The organism is Streptomyces sp. NPDC001480 (genome assembly GCF_042894725.1).
GTDB lineage: Bacteria > Actinomycetota > Actinomycetes > Streptomycetales > Streptomycetaceae > Streptomyces.
Window position 1 is genome coordinate 207,519 of record NZ_JBIAVX010000012.1, and the last position, 15,483, is coordinate 223,001.

Below are 15,483 nucleotides of genomic sequence, written 5' to 3' on the forward strand. Positions count from 1 at the left end.
CGGCCAGAAGTTCACGTAACCGCGCCAGGGGGAGCCGCGGATCCCGGGCGGCCGGCCCCTTCGTCTCCGGCTCACGGCTGAGCCGGTCCAGGAACTCAGCCGCCCGTGCGGATCAGCCCCGTCAGGTACCGCCACAGTGACGACCGCCGCTTGGCGGCCTGGTCCGGGACGAACTCCTCGGTGACCTTGGTGTCATCGGTGACCCCGGTGTCCTCGACAGCCTCCGGCGCCGGTGTCCGCGACGCGGGGGACACCGTGGGGGCGGTGAGTTCGTACCGGACGGGCAGGGACCGCAGGCCGCGCATGAACGGGGAGGATCGCCAAAGGAGTTGATCGACGGGGAGGGCGAGTTCCAGGTGGGCGAAGCGCTCGAACAGGCGGCTCACGCCGGCCGCGGCGATCGTGGAGGCCAGCTCGCGGGCCGGGCACTGGCGCGGGCCCGCGCCCCAGGACAGGTGCGCCCGGCTGCTGATCGTGGAGCCCGAGGTCATCCGGCCGGCGAAGAGCGGGTCGGCGTGGGCCGCGGAGGAGGAGACCCACACCGGGTCGCCGGCGCGGACGGTGTACTGGCCGAGCCGGGTGTCCCGGGCCGCGAACCGCGGCACGAAGTTGACCAGCGGCGGCTTCCGCATGACCACCCGGTTCATCGTCTCCCGCACCATCCCGGCGGACAGCACGGTCCGTACGCCGCCGTCGACCTCACCGGAGATCACCTCCACGACGGTGTTGGAGATGAGGATTCCGACATGGTCGGAGGTCATGCCGAGCAGCATGAACAGTTCGCGGGCCAACTCGTCGACGGACAGGTCGGGATGGGCGGCCAGCAGGAGGGAGGGAAAGTCGTCGCCCGGCTCGCGGATCTTGGTGGCGGCGAGTTCGGCGAGCGTCTCCAGGAGTCGCCCGAGGGCGGGTTCCGCGTCCGGGCCGGCGTCCAGGACCCGCCACATGTCCATCAGCGCGTCATCCCCCTGGGCAGCGGGGAAGCCGAGGAGGTGACTCGCCGCCATCAGCGGCAGGGGCCGCGAGAACTGTGCCGACAGGTCGGCGTGGCCGGTGCCGCCGCCCTGGCCGAGCAGGGTGATGAGTTCGTCGGCGTAGGACGTGACGGCCGCGCGGAGCCGCTTGGCCTGCGCCTGGCGCGGGTCCTGGAACGGCCGCAGGGCCGCGTCCCACGCCGTGCGCAGCGTGCGGTAGCCGGAACCGCCCTGGATGAGGACGTGGTTGACCTCCAGGGAAGGGGCCAGCGGCCAGTCCGCGGGCACCCGGCCCTCCGTGCGGGCCCGCCAGTTCTCCAGCCCCTTCGGCCAGCCCTCGTCGTCCTGAAGCACCTGGAGCGCCTCGCGGTAGCCGAGCACCAGCCACGCCGGCACGCCGAGCAGGTCGACGGGCGCGACCGGCCCGTGCCGCTCGCGCAGCCGCTCGTACACCAGCGCCGGGCGCGTCTCGTAGTCCCGCGTCAGCAACGGCTGAGGGTCGAGGTCCTCCAGGCGTGCGCCACCGAGCTCGGTCGACCCTCCGTCGACCAGGTGCGATTCCATCGTGCTTGCAGCCCTCCGACGCTCCCCGCAACGGCCCTTCACCGGTGAATGGTTGACGGCCGGGGGGCGACCCTACCTCAGGGGAGCCGTCCGATCCATGGCGGGTACCGGCGAGTAGCCGGCCGTTGGCATCGGCCGTCCGCGTCAGCCACGCATGGGTTCCCGGCGGCGGACACGACCTCCCGGCGCCGGCGGTGGCGCTGCTCGTGTCTCATGGCTGCCGGCCGCTTTCCTGGCTGCCGCCGCGCAGCCGCTCGATGCCGTCCAGGACTCCCTTCCGGCGGGCGTGCGTACGCTCGTAGGCCTCGATCACCGTCAGCTCCGACGGGGACAGCGTGCCCAGGCGCCGATGGATCTGATCCGTGCTGAGCTGGCTGAACCCGTGGATCGGCAGGTCCTCCTCGCTCCGCACCGCGCCCAGGACATCCTCGGGACTCGGGCTGGGCCGGGGCCCCTGCCGCACCGCGCCCTCGGCGACACCCCTGGCCTTGCGGACGCCGCTCTGAATGACGTCAGAGGCCTGGACGATGGCGGTCCGCACCGTCCGGACCGCCGCGTCGGCCAGCCCGCCGTCGCTGCTCGTGCCCGGCCCGAAGCCGGCGGCGGACTCCGCCACGGCACGGGCGTGCTCGGCGAGGCTCTCCTCCAGTTCCAGCAGCAGTTCCTCGTCCTGGCGGCGCAGCGACGCGAGCAGGTGGGCGGTCGTCTCGTCGTCCACCTGCTCGGCGAGCACCTCTCCCGCCCGGCACGTCGCCAGCGCCCGCGCGGCAGCCGAGTACTCGCTCTCCGCGTTCCGCAGCAGCCGTCGTGCGTCGGCGGGACGCCTGCCGGACAGCATGCCCTTGACGGCCGCCGCGCCGATGTTCAGCGGCAGCATCGCCGTGCGCACCGCGCCGTGGGAGACGTACCGTGTCATGCTCGCCGCCGTGCCCACGAGCCCCTGCGGTTGCAGATCGCGCACCTGGCGCTGGATGCGCTGCACACCGACCTGGACCTCGGCGGCCTGGCGTTCGAGCATCTCCCGGTTCGGACCCGCCGGCGTGACCGTCGCATCCGCCCGGAGCCGGTCGAGGACCGCGGCGTGCGCCTGGCGTGCGTCCTCCAGCGCCGGTACGAGCTCCTCCGTCATCACTGCCATACGAGGCTCCCTCGGGGAACAAGGTGGGCGGGCAACCGGCACCATCCTGCGGCAGCCGGGCCAAGATCGCCTGCTGGGCCGGTGCCCGGTGCCGCCGCACTCGTCCGTCCGGGTGAGGCCGCGCCGTTGCGGGAAATCCGTTGAATCTGCACACCACCCCTGAGCAGTGGTCACGGCCGTGCCGCAGCCCGGGGATCGGTGGGTCCGAGTGTGCGCCGCGCGCCGAGGGCAATGGTCGCGCGTGCTGCGGCGCAGCAGGCCCTGTGAAGGAGTGGGCGTCCTCGGTCACCGGGTCGTCACGCCGGTGAAGGTCGCATTCGCGACGGGGTCTGCTCACCTCGTGCGCCGCTGGCCGTCCCCTGGACGGGCGTGCTTTGATCCTTCGCGTGGCGCAGGTCGCCGCTGTCGGCTATCGCCTGACGGCTCGTGCTGTCGGGGATCGAGCGAGCGGACCACGCCACGGAAGAGTGCCTATGTGAAGGGAACAGCGCGTCATGAACCATGCCTCCCGGGTGGAGACGGCCCAGATATCCGACGCCGACCTGGACCGCGTCGCCGGCGGCCTCGCGGCCGGCGGCTCCGGGGGTCTCCACATCGAGACGCCGGTCGCGGACCTCTGCGCCGACGTGCTGGCCTTCGCCACGCCCGAGGGTCTCACGGCGGGCGGAAGCGTCACCGCCACGCACTGACGGCAGCGTCCGCGCGTCCATGGGTCCCGGGTCATGTGATCCGGGGCCCATGGCGTTTCCAGCGGCCGGGAATACCCCTGGGGGGTATATCGTTAGGTCCTCGTGGAGAGCTCATCCGACCTGAGGAGCCCACGATGGACCACAGCGCACACGAGCACGAGCACCGCGACCACTTCTCGCACGGCTCCTGGCGAACGGCCGCGCAGGCGACGTTGCACTGCCTGACCGGGTGTGCCATCGGCGAAGTCCTCGGCATGGTCGTCGGCACCGCCGCCGGCCTGCACAACGCGGGCACCGTCGTCATCTCCGTCGTACTGGCCTTCGTCTTCGGCTACGCACTGACCATGCGCGGACTGCTGCGTGCCGGGTTGCCCGTCCGGCGGGCGCTGAAGGTCGCGCTCGCCGCGGACACGGTGTCCATCGCGGTGATGGAACTGATCGACAACACCGTCATGGTGGGTGTGCCCGGAGCCATGGACGCCGGGCTCACCGATGTCCTCTTCTGGGTCTCGCTGTTCCTCTCCCTCGTCCTGGCGTTCCTGCTGACCACTCCGGTCAACCGATGGATGATCGGCCGCGGCAAGGGCCATGCCGTCGTGCACGCCTTTCACTGACACCGGGGGAGCGCGGTCTTCTGGGCGGTCTTCTCATTCCGCCGCCAGCAGTTGCGCCGGCGCGATGCGGGACAGCGCGCGGATCGGTACCGCCAGGGCGCCGCAGACCAGGGCCACCGCGGCCAGGACGGCCAGGAGCGCGGCGCCCGCCAGGGCGGGAAGGCGACCGTCGAGCACACCCCGGCCGAGGGCGAGGACACCCGCCAGGCCGAAGACGGCTCCGGCCAGGCCGCCCAGGAGGGCGAGGCCGAGGCCCTCGTAGAAGGTGAGTCGGGCGAGTTCGCGCTTCGTCCAGCCGGTGGCGTGCAGGACGGCGAGGTCGGCGGCGCGCTCGCGCTGGGAGAGCACCAGGACGTCCACCGCCCCCGCCGCGCCGAGCAGCAGGGAGAGGACGGCGCTCAGGTAGTCGGCCGTGCGGGCCCGGGCGACGACCGCGTTGCCGAGCAGCGAACCGGCGACCTCGCCGCGGAAGGCGAGGGTGACGGACAGCAGCACCGTGAAGGCGCCCACACCGAGGGCCAGGCCGGTGGCGCCGAGCGCGGTACGGCCGCGGACGCGCAGCAGGTTGCGCATGGCCAGTCCGGCGACCGAACGGACGGCGCGGGCCCGGCCGGTGGCGGTCACCGGAGGCACGACCGCGTCCAGGGGCCCGAGCCGGGTCGCCCGCCAGGCCGGGACCAGCCCCGCGACCAGCGCGAGCAACAGCGCGACGGGCAGGACCAGGACCGCCTTCAGTGCCGCGTGGGGCACGTCCAGCAAGCCGCCCAGGACGAAGGCGAGCAGGGAGCCCAGCGCGCCCGCGCCCAGTCCGATCACCGCCAGTTCGCCGAGGATCAGCCGGAGGATCTCCGGGGCGCTCCAGCCCACACATCGCAGCGTGCCGATCTCGGCGCGACGGGATCGTACGGAGGCCAGCGCGGCCTGGCCGAGGAAGAGCCCGCAGACGACCAGCACCAGCACGAACAGGGCCGCGCTCTTGGTGTCCACGGCCCGCAGGATGCGCAGGGCCACGCCCTTGGCGGCCCAGTTCTCGCTGATGCGGATCCCCGAGGGCAGCGCGACGGTCTGCGGTGCGGGCGAGCTGCCGACGGTGACCTCGACGTGCAGCTTCGGGCAGGCGGAGTGGATCTGCGCGGCGACGGCGTTGACCCGGGCCCGGGAGGTCGCGTCGACCCCGGTCACGCCCGCCACCCGGATACGGATGGCGCTGACCGGTGCCTTCTCCTGCGCGGTGGGCTTGTGGCGGCTGTGGGTGAACGCGGAGACCGAGTCGAGGGTGGTGAGCAGGGTGGGCGGCGCGCCGAGATAGCCGCCCAGATTGCGGTCGGGCCGCAGGGGCTGGTTGCCCAGGGCGCGGCGGGAGGCCGCGTCCGCGCCGGTGACCTCCGGGGACTGGTAGGTCTCCAGCGGCACCTTGGACAGGGCGGAGAAGCCGCGCAGCTTGCCGGTGTCGTAACGGCCGACCAGACGCAGCATCGGGATGGGCGCGCGCCCCGAGTCCGGACTGCCGCAGGACTTGTTGCCCATGCAGTCCGTACCGGTGAGGCCGGTGACCGTACGGAACTGGGTGCCCGCGTTCTCCTCGGGGATGTCGGTCCTGGGCCGGTGGTCGAAGTTGTCCTGCCAGACGTCGGCGGACTGCGCGGACCGGGTCCGTGCGGCCAGGCCGTCCCCGGTGTCGCGGTAGGCGACCGGGCCGACCGTCCAGTAGTTGCCCGCCTGGAAGCTGACCGAGGAGCTCGCGGAGCGGAAGGCGCGGTCGAGATCGCCGGCGACCTTGCCGACGGTGGTGCCGTGCAGGCCTTTGACGAAGGCGTGCGCGGCGGGGCTGCCCAGCTTGGCCGGCAGCGCGGCGGGGTCGCCGGCGTCCAGCCGTTGCACGGTCGCCTTGACCCTGCCCGCGGTCAGGGTGTGGCTGCTGAGCATGATCGGGACCTGGTAGTCGTGCTGGCGCTGGGCCACCGGGCCCTTGTCGAACGGGTCGGGACCCCAGACCGGCCGGTCCTTCGCCGTGAGCATCCGTCCGGAGGTGACCGCGGCACCGAGTCCGACGAGCCGGTCCTCGGCGGCCGGATCGATGGCCGACAGCAACACCGGGAAGGAGACCGGCACTTCGGCCACGGCCTTCCCCTTGCCCGACTGGCAGCTCAGGCGTGAGCGTGCGTCGGTGTCGAACGGGGAGGCCGGAGCGGGGTTGTACGGCGGCTCGGCCTGCGGTGTCAGTGTCGTGCCGTCCGTACCCTGCGCCGTGTCCGACTTGTCATAGTTGTAATACCAGCAGACGTAGTAGTCCCCGCGCTTCGCCTTCTCCTGCTCCAGACCCAGCAGTCCCGTGTCCTCCAGGAGGTCGTCGCGGGAGACGATCGGGTTGTGGGTGAGGTAGACGTACTGGTCGGCGACCGGGTAGCTGCCGAGGCCCGCCGTCAGCGTGGGCTTGACGCGCAGCAGTTGGGCCGGGGCCTTGCCGTCCAGGAACCGGGAGACGTCGATCCGCAGCGTGGCGTGCACCATGAGGTAGCCGACGTTGGCGACGGGCGCGGCCACCTCGACTCCGGCCAGGTCCTTGATCCGCCGGTACTGGTCGAGGGTGATGCCGCCGAACACGCCGGACAGGAAGTTCGCCTGCACCAGGCCGTGTCGCCGCTCGACGGCCGTGTCGGTGCCGGGCGGCCGGACCAGCACGTCGTACGCCGAGCGGGCGTTGCGCTGCACCAGGCCGGTGGTCTGCGCGCGGCTGGTGGTCACCGCGGAGGTGAGCAGCGTGAAGCTGGTGGCGGCGACGAGGATCCCGGCGGCCAGGGCGAGGGCGCGGGCGCGGCGACGGCGTAACTGGGAGAGGATCATGGCGATCACGGACGCAGGCCCCCGAGCCGGTCGAGGACGTCGGTGGCCGGTGCCACCTGCTCGTCGGCGACGATCCGGCCGTCGCCCAGCCGGACGATCCGGTCGCAGTTCGCGGCCACCTCGGCGTCGTGCGTGGCCACCAGCATGGTCATTCCATAGCGCTCGCGCAGCGACAGCAGCAGGTCGATGATCTCCCGCCCGGTCGCGCTGTCGAGGTTGCCGGTCGGCTCGTCGGCGAGCAGCAGTCCCGGCCGGTTGATCAACGCCCTGCAGATCGCGACCCGTTGCTGCTGACCGCCGGAGAGTTCCGAGGGCAGGGCGTTCGCGCGCTCCGTCAGGCCGACCGCCTCCAGCAGTTCGCCGGCCCGGGCCCGCCGGTCGAAGTCCACCCGGCGCGGCAGCACCGGTGCGAGCACGTTGTCCAGCGCGGTCAGCGCGGGCAGCAGGTGGAAGCGCTGGAACACGAAACCCACCCGGCGCCGGTGCGCGTCCAGTTGACGTGCCGTCAGTTCCTTGCCCTCGACCACGACGGTGCCCTCGTCCGGCCGGTCCATCCCGCCGAGCAGGTGCAGCACCGTGGACTTCCCCGAGCCCGACGGACCGGTCAGCGCGACGGCCGAGCCGTCCTCGATCTCCAGATCGACGGCGTCCAGTGCGGTCACCCCCGGATATCGGCGGGACACACCCCTCAACGTCACGTCCACGTACTTCCCACCCTTTCCGCACTGCCGTCCGCGAGTGCGACCTCTACATTGCGGCAATGCAGCGGTACATTGTCACAATCCAGGAGGTGTGTAAATGCCACTGCACCATGCGGTGCTCGCGCTGCTGACCGAGGGCCCGAACCACGGCTACGAACTGAAGGCACGCTTCGAAGAGGCCATCGGCCCGCAGTGGGGCGGCCTCAACATCGGCCACCTCTACCAGATCCTGGACCGCCTGGTCCGCGACGGCTACGTCACCCGCTCCCACGTGGCCCAGTCGGACCGCCCCGACAAGACCCGCTACACCCTCACCCCGGCCGGGCAGGAGGAACTGCGCGAGTGGGCGACGACCGCCTGGGTACGCACGGGCGGTTTCCGGGACGAGCTGTTCCTGAAACTGCTCGGGGCGTCCGCACTGGGCCCCGAGGCACTGGACACCCTCGTGGCGGCGCAGCGCCAGAAGTACGTCTCCGAACTCGCCGGCCTCACCCGGCTGCGCCGCTCCCATCTGGACGACCCCCTGGTGGCCCTCCTCATCGACGCGGCGATCGCCCACACCAAGGCCGACCTGGAGGTCGTGGACAGTGCGGCGGAAAGACTGGCGCCGGTGGCTGAGCGGGCCGCCCGGGGGCTGCGCGAGGGCGGGCACGAGACGCCGGGGGACGTGCGCGAGAGGGGTGCCTGACCGCGCCCCGGCCGCCGTCGCCGTGGTCGCGCCGCCTAGGGTGCGATCATGACCTCGAAGGCGTATCTCTCCGAACTGTTCTCGCTGGACGACCGGGTCGCCGTGGTGACCGGTGGGAGTTCCGGCATCGGGCGAGCCATCGCGGGGGCCCTCGCGCGCGCCGGGGCGAGCGTCGTGATCGTGGCCCGCAAGGAGGCCGAGCTGACCGCGACCGTGGACGAGCTGACGGCCGACGGCTGCCGGGCGGCCTGGGTGAGCGGCGACCTGAGCACGCGGGAGGGTGTGCGTGCGGCCGCCGAGGAGTCGGCCGGGGTGTTCGGGGAGCCCGACATCCTCGTCAACTCGGCCGGGGTCAACCTGCGGCCCCCGATGGGCGAGTTGAGCGAGGAGGTGTGGGACACCACCATGGCGGTGAACCTGGAGGCGCCCCACCTGCTGGGGCAGCGCTTCGGACCCGGTATGGCCGAACGCGGCTACGGGCGGATCATCCACATCACCTCACAGCAGGCGCACCGGGCGTTCGTGCAGAGCGGCGCCTACGGCGTCTCCAAGGGGGCGCTCGAGTCGCTGACACGTTCGCAGGCCGAGGCGTGGTCGCCGTACGGGGTCACCTGCAACACGCTCGTGCCGGGCTTCGTCATGACGCCGCTCAACACACGTCTGTCGTCCGACCCCGAGAAGGTGGCGGCGCTCGCCGCGCGCACGCTGGTCGGGCGCAACGGCCTGGCCGAGGACTTCGCGGGGGCGGCGGTGTTCCTGGCGAGCCGCGCCTCCGCCTACGTCACCGGCCAGGCGGTCTTCGTCGACGGCGGGTTCTCCGTCCACTGAGCCCTGGCGTCGCGGGTCGTCAGCGGTAGCAGGTGGTGACGCCCGGATGCCAACGGCAGGCGATTCCGGCGAAGCCCCCGTCGGCCGCGATGTCGACGCCGAGCGTGTCGCCGCCACGCAGGATCCGGCGGTCCTGGACGAGACCGTCGGCGCCGTCCCGGATCGTCTCCACCAGCCACCGTCCGGGGCCGATGGACAGCGGTACCCCGGCCGTGCGGGCGGCGCCGGAGTACACCCCGCCCAGGAACCAGCGGTCGCCGCCGCGGCGGGCGAGCACGGCCTCCTGGCCGGGTCGCCCGGCGAGCAGCCGGGTGTCGTCCCAGGCCGCGGGGACCTGGTCGAGGAAGGCCCGGGCGAGCGGCCGGGCGTCGTACGACTCGGGGGTGCCCGCGAACATCTGGAGACCCGACTCGTAGGCGACGGTGAGCCCGACCTCGGCCGCGTCGGAGTCGGGGCGCTGCCCGACGCGCTGGAAGCCCCCGGGGGTGAAGTCCATGGAGCCGATGACGTTGCGGGTGAAGGGCAGGATGGTGAGGTGGGCGGCGGTGTTGGTGCGCTTCTCCTCGCCGCCGACTCCCTCCATGGTCATGGCCTGCGGCCAGGTGCGCTGGATGCCCTTGGGGATCGTGGAGCCGTGGAAGTCGACCATGAGGTGGTGGGCGGCGGTCTCCCGGAGGATGGCGTCGTACCACTGGAGCATGGACTGCGCCTCGGAGTTCATGAAGTCGATCTTGACACCCTTGACGCCCCACCGCTCCAGGGTGGGCAGCCACTGGGCGCGTTCCTCCGGTGTGTCGAGGTCGCGCTGGTGGATCCAGACGACGATCCCGACGCCCTTGGCGCGCGCGTAGTCCACGAGTTGGGGGAGCCAGCTGTCGGTCTGCCAGTTCGGGTCGGTGGTGTCCCACTCGTCGGTCTTGAAGTACCAGCCCGCGTCGACGGCCTCGTACGGCCAGTGCCGCTCGGCGGCGTAGTCGACGTACGCCTTCTGCGCGGCGAGGCTCTGGCCGGCCGCGCGACCGCCGGCGAGCCAGGTCCACAGCACGGTGCCGGGCCGGATCCAGGAGGTGTCGGCGACCTCGGCGGCGGGGGCGAGGTCGTCGGTGAAGGTGGAGCGGGTGACGGTCGCCAGGTCGCCGGTGACCATGGCCCGCCAGGGGGTGGCGAGGGGGCCGCCCGTGTGGACCCGGTCGTCGGCGAGCCTGATCCGGTAGGTGCCGGTGCCCTGGTCGTGGGCGAGCCGGGCGCCCGAGTAGGCGCCGGTGAGGTCGGACTCGGCGAGCAGGGTGTAGCCGCCCGCGGTGGAGAAGAGCGCCTGGTCGGAGTACTCGCCGGTGGGGGCGGTCGCGGCGGTGTACTGGTTGAACCGGCCCTCGTTGTCGACCCGGTAGGCGCCGAGCCACGCGCTGGCGTCCGGCGGCAGGTTGAACGCGGAGGTCTCGCCGAGGACGTCGCCGTACCCGGCGGGAAGGACGTAGCGGTAGGCGATGCCGTCGGCGGAGGCGCGGACGACGAGGTCGAGCCGGGCGCCGGCGCCGGTGGTGAAGGAGAGCCGGGACTCGTTCATCCGTACCCTGCGCTCCAGACGTTTCCCGGACTTCGTCCGGTAACGCTCCTTCACCGTACGGTCCTTGCGGTGCAGGAAGCGCAACCCCTGCGACAGGTCGGCCCGTTCGGTGACGATGCCGACGGGTGACGGCTCGACGACCGTACGGCCGTCACGGGAGACCGTGAGGCTCAGGGTGCCGGTGGTGTCGTCCAGGGCGATCCGTGCTCGGGGTGTGCGTGCCGCCTCGGACACCGACCACGATCGCTCGTGTCGCTCGGCGTGCGCGGGCACGGTCGTGAAGAGTGCGGCCACCAGGCCCGCTGAGAGCGCGGCGACCGCGGTTCTGGTTCTGGTGAGAGAAACCGCCATGTGATCCCTCCGAGGTGTGTGGCCGTTACGGCAGTCCCCAGGCCGCGCCCGGTTCGCTGACGGCGACGGGCGCGATGACGAGGTCGGGCCGGGAACCGGAGTGCACGAGCACCTCCCGGCCGCGCGGCAGGTCGATGCCGAGGGTGCCGTCACCGAGGTCGTGGGTGTGGGCCGGGCTGCCGTCGTCGAGCAGGACGGTGAGCGGCCCGGTCAGGCCGTGGCGGAGCCTGAGGGGCTCGCCCGCCAGGCTCCTGACCCGGATGAACCGGGTGACGCCCGCCTTCCGGACGGCGCTGACCAGGAAGGCGCCCTGGGTGCGGAAGTCGTGCAGGGTGACGTCCGCCCAGGCGGACGGGACGGCCGGGAAGACGCGGATGGTCCCGCCCCAGCTCTGGCAGAACATGTCGTGCAGCGACTGCGAGGCGGACAGCGGCGTCTCGATGACCGGTCCGGCCTCCGTGTAGTGCGTGTTGGCCCGGCAGGGGTAGCGGGTGGTGGGGTCGAAGAACTTCCGCAGGTAGGTGATCGCGGTGTCGCCGTCACCGGTCATCGCGTACATCGAGGCGGCCCCGGTGTAGCTGTAGCCCCGGTGGGCGCCGGTCAGCGCGTGCCAGCGGGCCACCGACTTCGCGATCAGCTCCCGGTTCTCGGGCTGGTCCCAGTTGACCAGGTACAGCGGGTACACCATCAGCAGGTGCGAGTAGTGCCGGTGGGACTGCGCGTACGGGGTGTCCGCGCCGATCATGAAGCCGTTGTCGTCGACCGGATACGGTGTGAGCCGGGCCAGCACCTCCTGCCAGCGCGGCTTCAACTCGTCGTCCACGCCGAGCCGTTCGGCGCAGTCCAGGAGCGTCTGACAGCCCCAGCGGATCAGGGCCAGGTCGTAGTTGGTGTCCTGCGGCGGCACGACGGGGTACTCGGGGGAGAGGGTGCTCGGCAGGTGGAGCTTGCCGTCGCTGCCCGGGGTGAGGAAGTGCAGGTAGTAGTTGACCGCCCGGCGCAGTACGGGGAAGACCGTGTCGCGCAGCAGGGCCTCGTCCATGGAGTGCCGGTAGGACAGCCACACGTTGTGCAGCGCCCAGGTGAGGTCGCCGGTCTCGGCGCCGGTACCGGGCCTGCCCACCTCCCGGTCGGCGAACATGTCGGAGCTGCGGCCGATGCCGGAGCTGTCCGCGCGGTAGGCCGCGGGCACGTTGGCGACCAGCTGTTCCTGGTTCTGCCGCAGCGTGGTGGCGAGCGAGTCCAGTTCCGGGTGGTTGAAGCCATGGATGAGCCAGTACTCCAGTTGGACGTTGAGGTTCCACCAGACCGCCGGCCAGGGCGTGGGCTCCAGCCACGGCCCGGAGGTGGCCATGACGGGGCCGCCCGCGCGGCTCGCGGAGGCGACCTTGTAGAGCTGGATCCAGTGGAAGCTCTGCAGCCGCTGGTCGGGGAACGACACGAAGCTCTTGCGGTAGAACTCGTGCCACCAGCGGGTGTGCCGTCGCCGTAAGGCGCCGTACGACGTGGCGCGCCGGAGGTTGCGCAGCGAGTCGGCCTCGGCGGCGGTGTCGGAGGGCGAGCTGTGCCCGACGCTGAGCAGCAGGTCGTGGCCGTTGCGGCGGTACGCGGTGGCGGTCTGGCCGCCGCCGGTGAGGGGCTGGAGCACCTGTTCGGTGCCGTCGGCGGCGGTGCGGGTGGTCCAGGGCGGGTTGGCGGTGTATCCGGAGGGCGGGGCCTCGCTGATGCGCCGGGGGCTGACGGCCTCCTCCGGGTGGAACGTCCAGGTGACGTGTTCCCCGCCGCCGGCCGTGACACGGGCGGCGAAGACCTCGTCGTGGATGTGGGCGGAGAGGGTGAGCGTGCCCGCGGTGGTGGTGACGGTGCCGGTGAGCTCGGCGTTCCACAGGCTCAGCCGCCAGTCGACGGCGGTGATGGTGCCGGCCGGTTCGAGCGTGAGGTGTCCGACCGGCAGACGGCAGGTGCCCCAGCCGCTGCCGAACTCGGGCCGGTGGTCCTGGACGCGGCCGTGCTGGACGGTGAAACGGATCCGGTTGGCGCCCGGCTCCTGGTAGACCATGCTGCCGAGCAGGCCGTCGCCGAGGAACGGGCCCTCGTACCAGAGGGTGGGCAGCCTGGTCCACAGCAGGTCCTGGCCGCGCAGGAACCGGTCCCAGGCGCTGTCGGTGGTCATGGTGTCGCGGAGTTTCCACGGGCGTCCGGCCTTGGTGCCCGTCGATCGCACCGTGGCCGAGGGTTGTCCGGCGTGAGCGGTTCCGGGCAGGGCCGAGGCTGCCGCTCCTCCCAGGGCGGTGCCGAGTACCGCTCTTCGGGGCACCGGTGAGCGTTTCTCCGGCTGCGAGGTCATCGTCGTCCTCCAGACCTGACAGATCTTCAATACATCGGGTGTATCGGCGAACCTAGGCACCCTGCGTGTCTCTGTCAACAAGGCCAACAGTTGGGTGATGGCGCCGCATTGGGCTGGAAACGCGGCTGTGAGCTTCACGTTCACATGACTAATCCTGACTCAAGTCCTTGACTCCTCCGATGTATTGGAGTTCCCTGCCTTCGCATCCCGCTCCCTGCCCGCCTCCGTCTCCCCACCGGAAGGACGGCACTCCATGCGCAGAGGCTCGATCGCGTCGTCACTCGCGGCTCTCGCGGCCGCACTGACCCTTGTGTCGCAGTCATCCCCGGCGAACGCGACCCCGTTGGGCCACCCGCACAAAAGCCCCTGGACCGGCACCTGGGAGGCCGCCGCCACCGGCACCATCGCCCAACTCCCGGACCAGTCGGTGCGCAACGTGATCCACACCAGCCTCGGAGGCCGCGCGGCCCGGATCCGGATCTCCAACCGGCTCGGCACCGCGCCGCTCGAACTCGGGGCCGTCACCGTGGCCGTACAGGAGACCGGCGCCCCGAAGAGCCCGGACGCCGTGCCCGGTTCGGTGCGCACGGTCACCTTCCACGGCGCCACCGCCGCCGCGATACCGGCGGGGCGGGACGCCGTGAGCGATCCGGTGCCGCTGCGGGTGCCCGCGGACGCCAACCTCCTGGTCAGCCTGTACACGCCCCATGACTCAGGCCCGGCGACGTACCACCGCTCCGGCCTGCAGACCTCCTTCCTCGCCCCGGCCGGCGACCACACCGCCGACCAGGACGGCACGTCGTACACCCGGACCACCGGCTCCTGGTACTACCTGACCGGCGTCGACGTGCTCGGCGCACCCGCCGCGGGCAGCGTCGTGACGCTGGGCGACTCGATCACCGACGGCTCCGGTTCGACCTCGAGCGCCAACCACCGCTGGCCCGACCGGCTCGCCGCCCGACTGCGCGAACTGCCGCCGCGCGAGCGCCTCGGCGTGCTGAACGCCGGCATCGCGGGCAACCGCGTGTTGCTGGACGGCACCGGCCCCAGCGCCCTGTCCCGGCTGGACGCCGACGTGCTCTCCCGCAGCGGTGTACGGGCCCTGGTCGTCATGGAGGGCATCAACGACATCAAGGGCAGCCCCAACCAGACCGACCCCGCCGCGTTCGAGGCCGCGTACCGCGAGATCGTGGCACGCGCCCACGCCCGCGGCATCCGTGTCGTCGGCGGCACGATCACCCCGTACGGCGGCAACGGCGGCTGGACCACGGCCCGCGAGGCCGTACGGCAGTCCGTCAACGACCTGATCCGGTACGGCGGCATCTTCGACGCGGTGGTGGACTTCGACGCGGTCGTCCGCGACCCCGCCGCGCCCGACCGGATCCTGCCGGACTACGACTCCGGCGACCACCTGCACTTCGACGACACGGGGTTGCGGGCGATGGCCGACGCGATCGACCTCCACTCACTCACCGGAAAGGACACACGATGAACAGGAGATCCGTCCTACGGGCCGGCGCCGGCCTGCTGACCGGGGGCGCCGCACTCACCCTCCCGGCCGCCACACCCGCCGTCGCGGCCGCCGACCCCACCGACGGCTGGACCCGGACCTCTTTCACCTACAGCTGGCACAAGCCCTGGAACCTCGACCTCGGCGACCGGCACAGCTACAGCGGGGGCGTCCACCGCATGTGGGTGTACGCCACCGACGAGCCTTTCGCGGAGGGCAGTTCCACCGACCCGCGCACCGAGATGCGCTGGAAGGTCGACTACACGACGGGCGACCACATGTGGGACGCCGACGTCTACCTCCCGTCCGGCACGGACGGCGCCTCCTTCGTCCAGATCCTGCGGGGCGTCCATCCCTCGGGCACCCCCGCCACCGACATCATGCTCAACGTCTACGACACGAACGGCGGCACCGTGCGGCGCTACGACGGCATGGTGCTCAAGACGGGTGCGTACGACACCTGGTTCAACGTGAAGGTCGCCCACGCGGCGAGCAGCGGGACCGGGAGGATCAAGGTCTACTTCGACGACTCCCTCGTCCTGACCGTCGCCGACCGGGGTCCCGCCACCCGCTACTTCAAGAACGGCGTGTACAACCACGGTTCGGGCCGTGCCGAGGCACGTTTCCGCAACATCGTGTACTGGACACGGTGAACGCTCCCTTCACAG

At 71.8% G+C, this 15,483-nt stretch carries 12 protein-coding genes; 6 read left to right on the top strand and 6 right to left on the bottom strand.

Annotation, left to right across the window (positions count from 1 at the left end; genetic code table 11):
- Nucleotides 1–95: 95 nt before the first annotated feature.
- Together ACFY01_RS29355 and ACFY01_RS29360 are read right to left on the bottom strand one after the other, a co-directional pair.
- Nucleotides 96–1,538, bottom strand: a complete 1,443-nt coding sequence (locus ACFY01_RS29355) for a cytochrome P450 (protein WP_390738764.1) — start codon at nucleotides 1,536–1,538, stop codon at nucleotides 96–98.
- A 211-nt stretch (nucleotides 1,539–1,749) separates the two neighbouring features.
- Nucleotides 1,750–2,676, bottom strand: a complete 927-nt coding sequence (locus ACFY01_RS29360) for a hypothetical protein (RefSeq protein WP_390738765.1) — start codon at nucleotides 2,674–2,676, stop codon at nucleotides 1,750–1,752.
- 494 nt (nucleotides 2,677–3,170) lie between these two features.
- Here ACFY01_RS29360 and ACFY01_RS29365 point away from each other — a divergent pair, with 494 nt between their 5' ends.
- Both ACFY01_RS29365 and ACFY01_RS29370 read left to right on the top strand, forming a co-directional pair.
- Nucleotides 3,171–3,365 (top strand): hypothetical protein, encoded by a 195-nt coding sequence (locus tag ACFY01_RS29365; RefSeq protein WP_390738766.1) that lies wholly within the window; start codon nucleotides 3,171–3,173, stop codon nucleotides 3,363–3,365.
- Nucleotides 3,366–3,499: 134 nt separating this feature from the next.
- A complete protein-coding gene (locus tag ACFY01_RS29370) occupies nucleotides 3,500–3,979 on the top strand; it encodes a DUF4396 domain-containing protein (RefSeq protein ID WP_390738767.1) in 480 nt (159 codons plus the stop codon).
- A gap of 33 nt (nucleotides 3,980–4,012) precedes the next feature.
- Here the strand turns inward: ACFY01_RS29370 and ACFY01_RS29375 are convergent, their stop codons facing one another.
- Nucleotides 4,013–6,823 (bottom strand): FtsX-like permease family protein, encoded by a 2,811-nt coding sequence (locus ACFY01_RS29375; protein WP_390738906.1) that lies wholly within the window; start codon nucleotides 6,821–6,823, stop codon nucleotides 4,013–4,015.
- Nucleotides 6,824–6,828: 5 nt separating this feature from the next.
- Nucleotides 6,829–7,506, bottom strand: coding sequence for an ABC transporter ATP-binding protein (locus tag ACFY01_RS29380; RefSeq protein WP_390738768.1), 678 nt, complete (start codon nucleotides 7,504–7,506; stop codon nucleotides 6,829–6,831).
- A gap of 115 nt (nucleotides 7,507–7,621) precedes the next feature.
- On the opposite strand from ACFY01_RS29380, the gene ACFY01_RS29385 reads away from it, so the two are divergent.
- Complete coding sequence (locus ACFY01_RS29385; protein WP_390738769.1) at nucleotides 7,622–8,212, top strand: PadR family transcriptional regulator; 591 nt, start codon at nucleotides 7,622–7,624, stop codon at nucleotides 8,210–8,212.
- A 48-nt stretch (nucleotides 8,213–8,260) separates the two neighbouring features.
- Nucleotides 8,261–9,040, top strand: coding sequence for an SDR family NAD(P)-dependent oxidoreductase (locus ACFY01_RS29390; RefSeq protein ID WP_390738770.1), 780 nt, complete (start codon nucleotides 8,261–8,263; stop codon nucleotides 9,038–9,040).
- A gap of 19 nt (nucleotides 9,041–9,059) precedes the next feature.
- Here ACFY01_RS29390 and ACFY01_RS29395 read toward each other — a convergent pair whose 3' ends face one another.
- Complete coding sequence (locus ACFY01_RS29395) at nucleotides 9,060–10,958, bottom strand: glycoside hydrolase family 97 catalytic domain-containing protein (RefSeq protein ID WP_390738771.1); 1,899 nt, start codon at nucleotides 10,956–10,958, stop codon at nucleotides 9,060–9,062.
- A 25-nt stretch (nucleotides 10,959–10,983) separates the two neighbouring features.
- Complete coding sequence (locus ACFY01_RS29400) at nucleotides 10,984–13,305, bottom strand: Tat pathway signal sequence domain protein (RefSeq protein ID WP_390738772.1); 2,322 nt, start codon at nucleotides 13,303–13,305, stop codon at nucleotides 10,984–10,986.
- A 253-nt stretch (nucleotides 13,306–13,558) separates the two neighbouring features.
- Here ACFY01_RS29400 and ACFY01_RS29405 point away from each other — a divergent pair, with 253 nt between their 5' ends.
- Both ACFY01_RS29405 and ACFY01_RS29410 read left to right on the top strand, forming a co-directional pair.
- The gene (locus tag ACFY01_RS29405) at nucleotides 13,559–14,797 is read left to right on the top strand and encodes an SGNH/GDSL hydrolase family protein (protein ID WP_390738773.1); all 1,239 of its coding nucleotides are present in this window, start codon (nucleotides 13,559–13,561) and stop codon (nucleotides 14,795–14,797) included.
- Complete coding sequence (locus ACFY01_RS29410; protein WP_390738774.1) at nucleotides 14,794–15,468, top strand: polysaccharide lyase family 7 protein; 675 nt, start codon at nucleotides 14,794–14,796, stop codon at nucleotides 15,466–15,468. The genes ACFY01_RS29405 and ACFY01_RS29410 overlap by 4 nt, the downstream gene beginning before the upstream one ends.
- Nucleotides 15,469–15,483: the final 15 nt, after the last annotated feature.

Bases quoted from the DNA above. Each gene is read 5' to 3' on its own strand.
- ACFY01_RS29355 (WP_390738764.1), bottom strand. From the start codon at position 1,538: ATGGAATCGCACCTGGTCGACGGAGGGTCGACCGAGCTCGGTGGCGCA.
- ACFY01_RS29360 (WP_390738765.1), bottom strand. From the start codon at position 2,676: ATGGCAGTGATGACGGAGGAGCTCGTACCGGCGCTGGAGGACGCACGC.
- ACFY01_RS29365 (WP_390738766.1), top strand. From the start codon at position 3,171: ATGAACCATGCCTCCCGGGTGGAGACGGCCCAGATATCCGACGCCGAC.
- ACFY01_RS29370 (WP_390738767.1), top strand. From the start codon at position 3,500: ATGGACCACAGCGCACACGAGCACGAGCACCGCGACCACTTCTCGCAC.
- ACFY01_RS29375 (WP_390738906.1), bottom strand. From the start codon at position 6,823: ATGATCCTCTCCCAGTTACGCCGTCGCCGCGCCCGCGCCCTCGCCCTG.
- ACFY01_RS29385 (WP_390738769.1), top strand. From the start codon at position 7,622: ATGCCACTGCACCATGCGGTGCTCGCGCTGCTGACCGAGGGCCCGAAC.
- ACFY01_RS29390 (WP_390738770.1), top strand. From the start codon at position 8,261: ATGACCTCGAAGGCGTATCTCTCCGAACTGTTCTCGCTGGACGACCGG.
- ACFY01_RS29395 (WP_390738771.1), bottom strand. From the start codon at position 10,958: ATGGCGGTTTCTCTCACCAGAACCAGAACCGCGGTCGCCGCGCTCTCA.
- ACFY01_RS29400 (WP_390738772.1), bottom strand. From the start codon at position 13,305: ATGACCTCGCAGCCGGAGAAACGCTCACCGGTGCCCCGAAGAGCGGTA.
- ACFY01_RS29405 (WP_390738773.1), top strand. From the start codon at position 13,559: ATGCGCAGAGGCTCGATCGCGTCGTCACTCGCGGCTCTCGCGGCCGCA.
- ACFY01_RS29410 (WP_390738774.1), top strand. From the start codon at position 14,794: ATGAACAGGAGATCCGTCCTACGGGCCGGCGCCGGCCTGCTGACCGGG.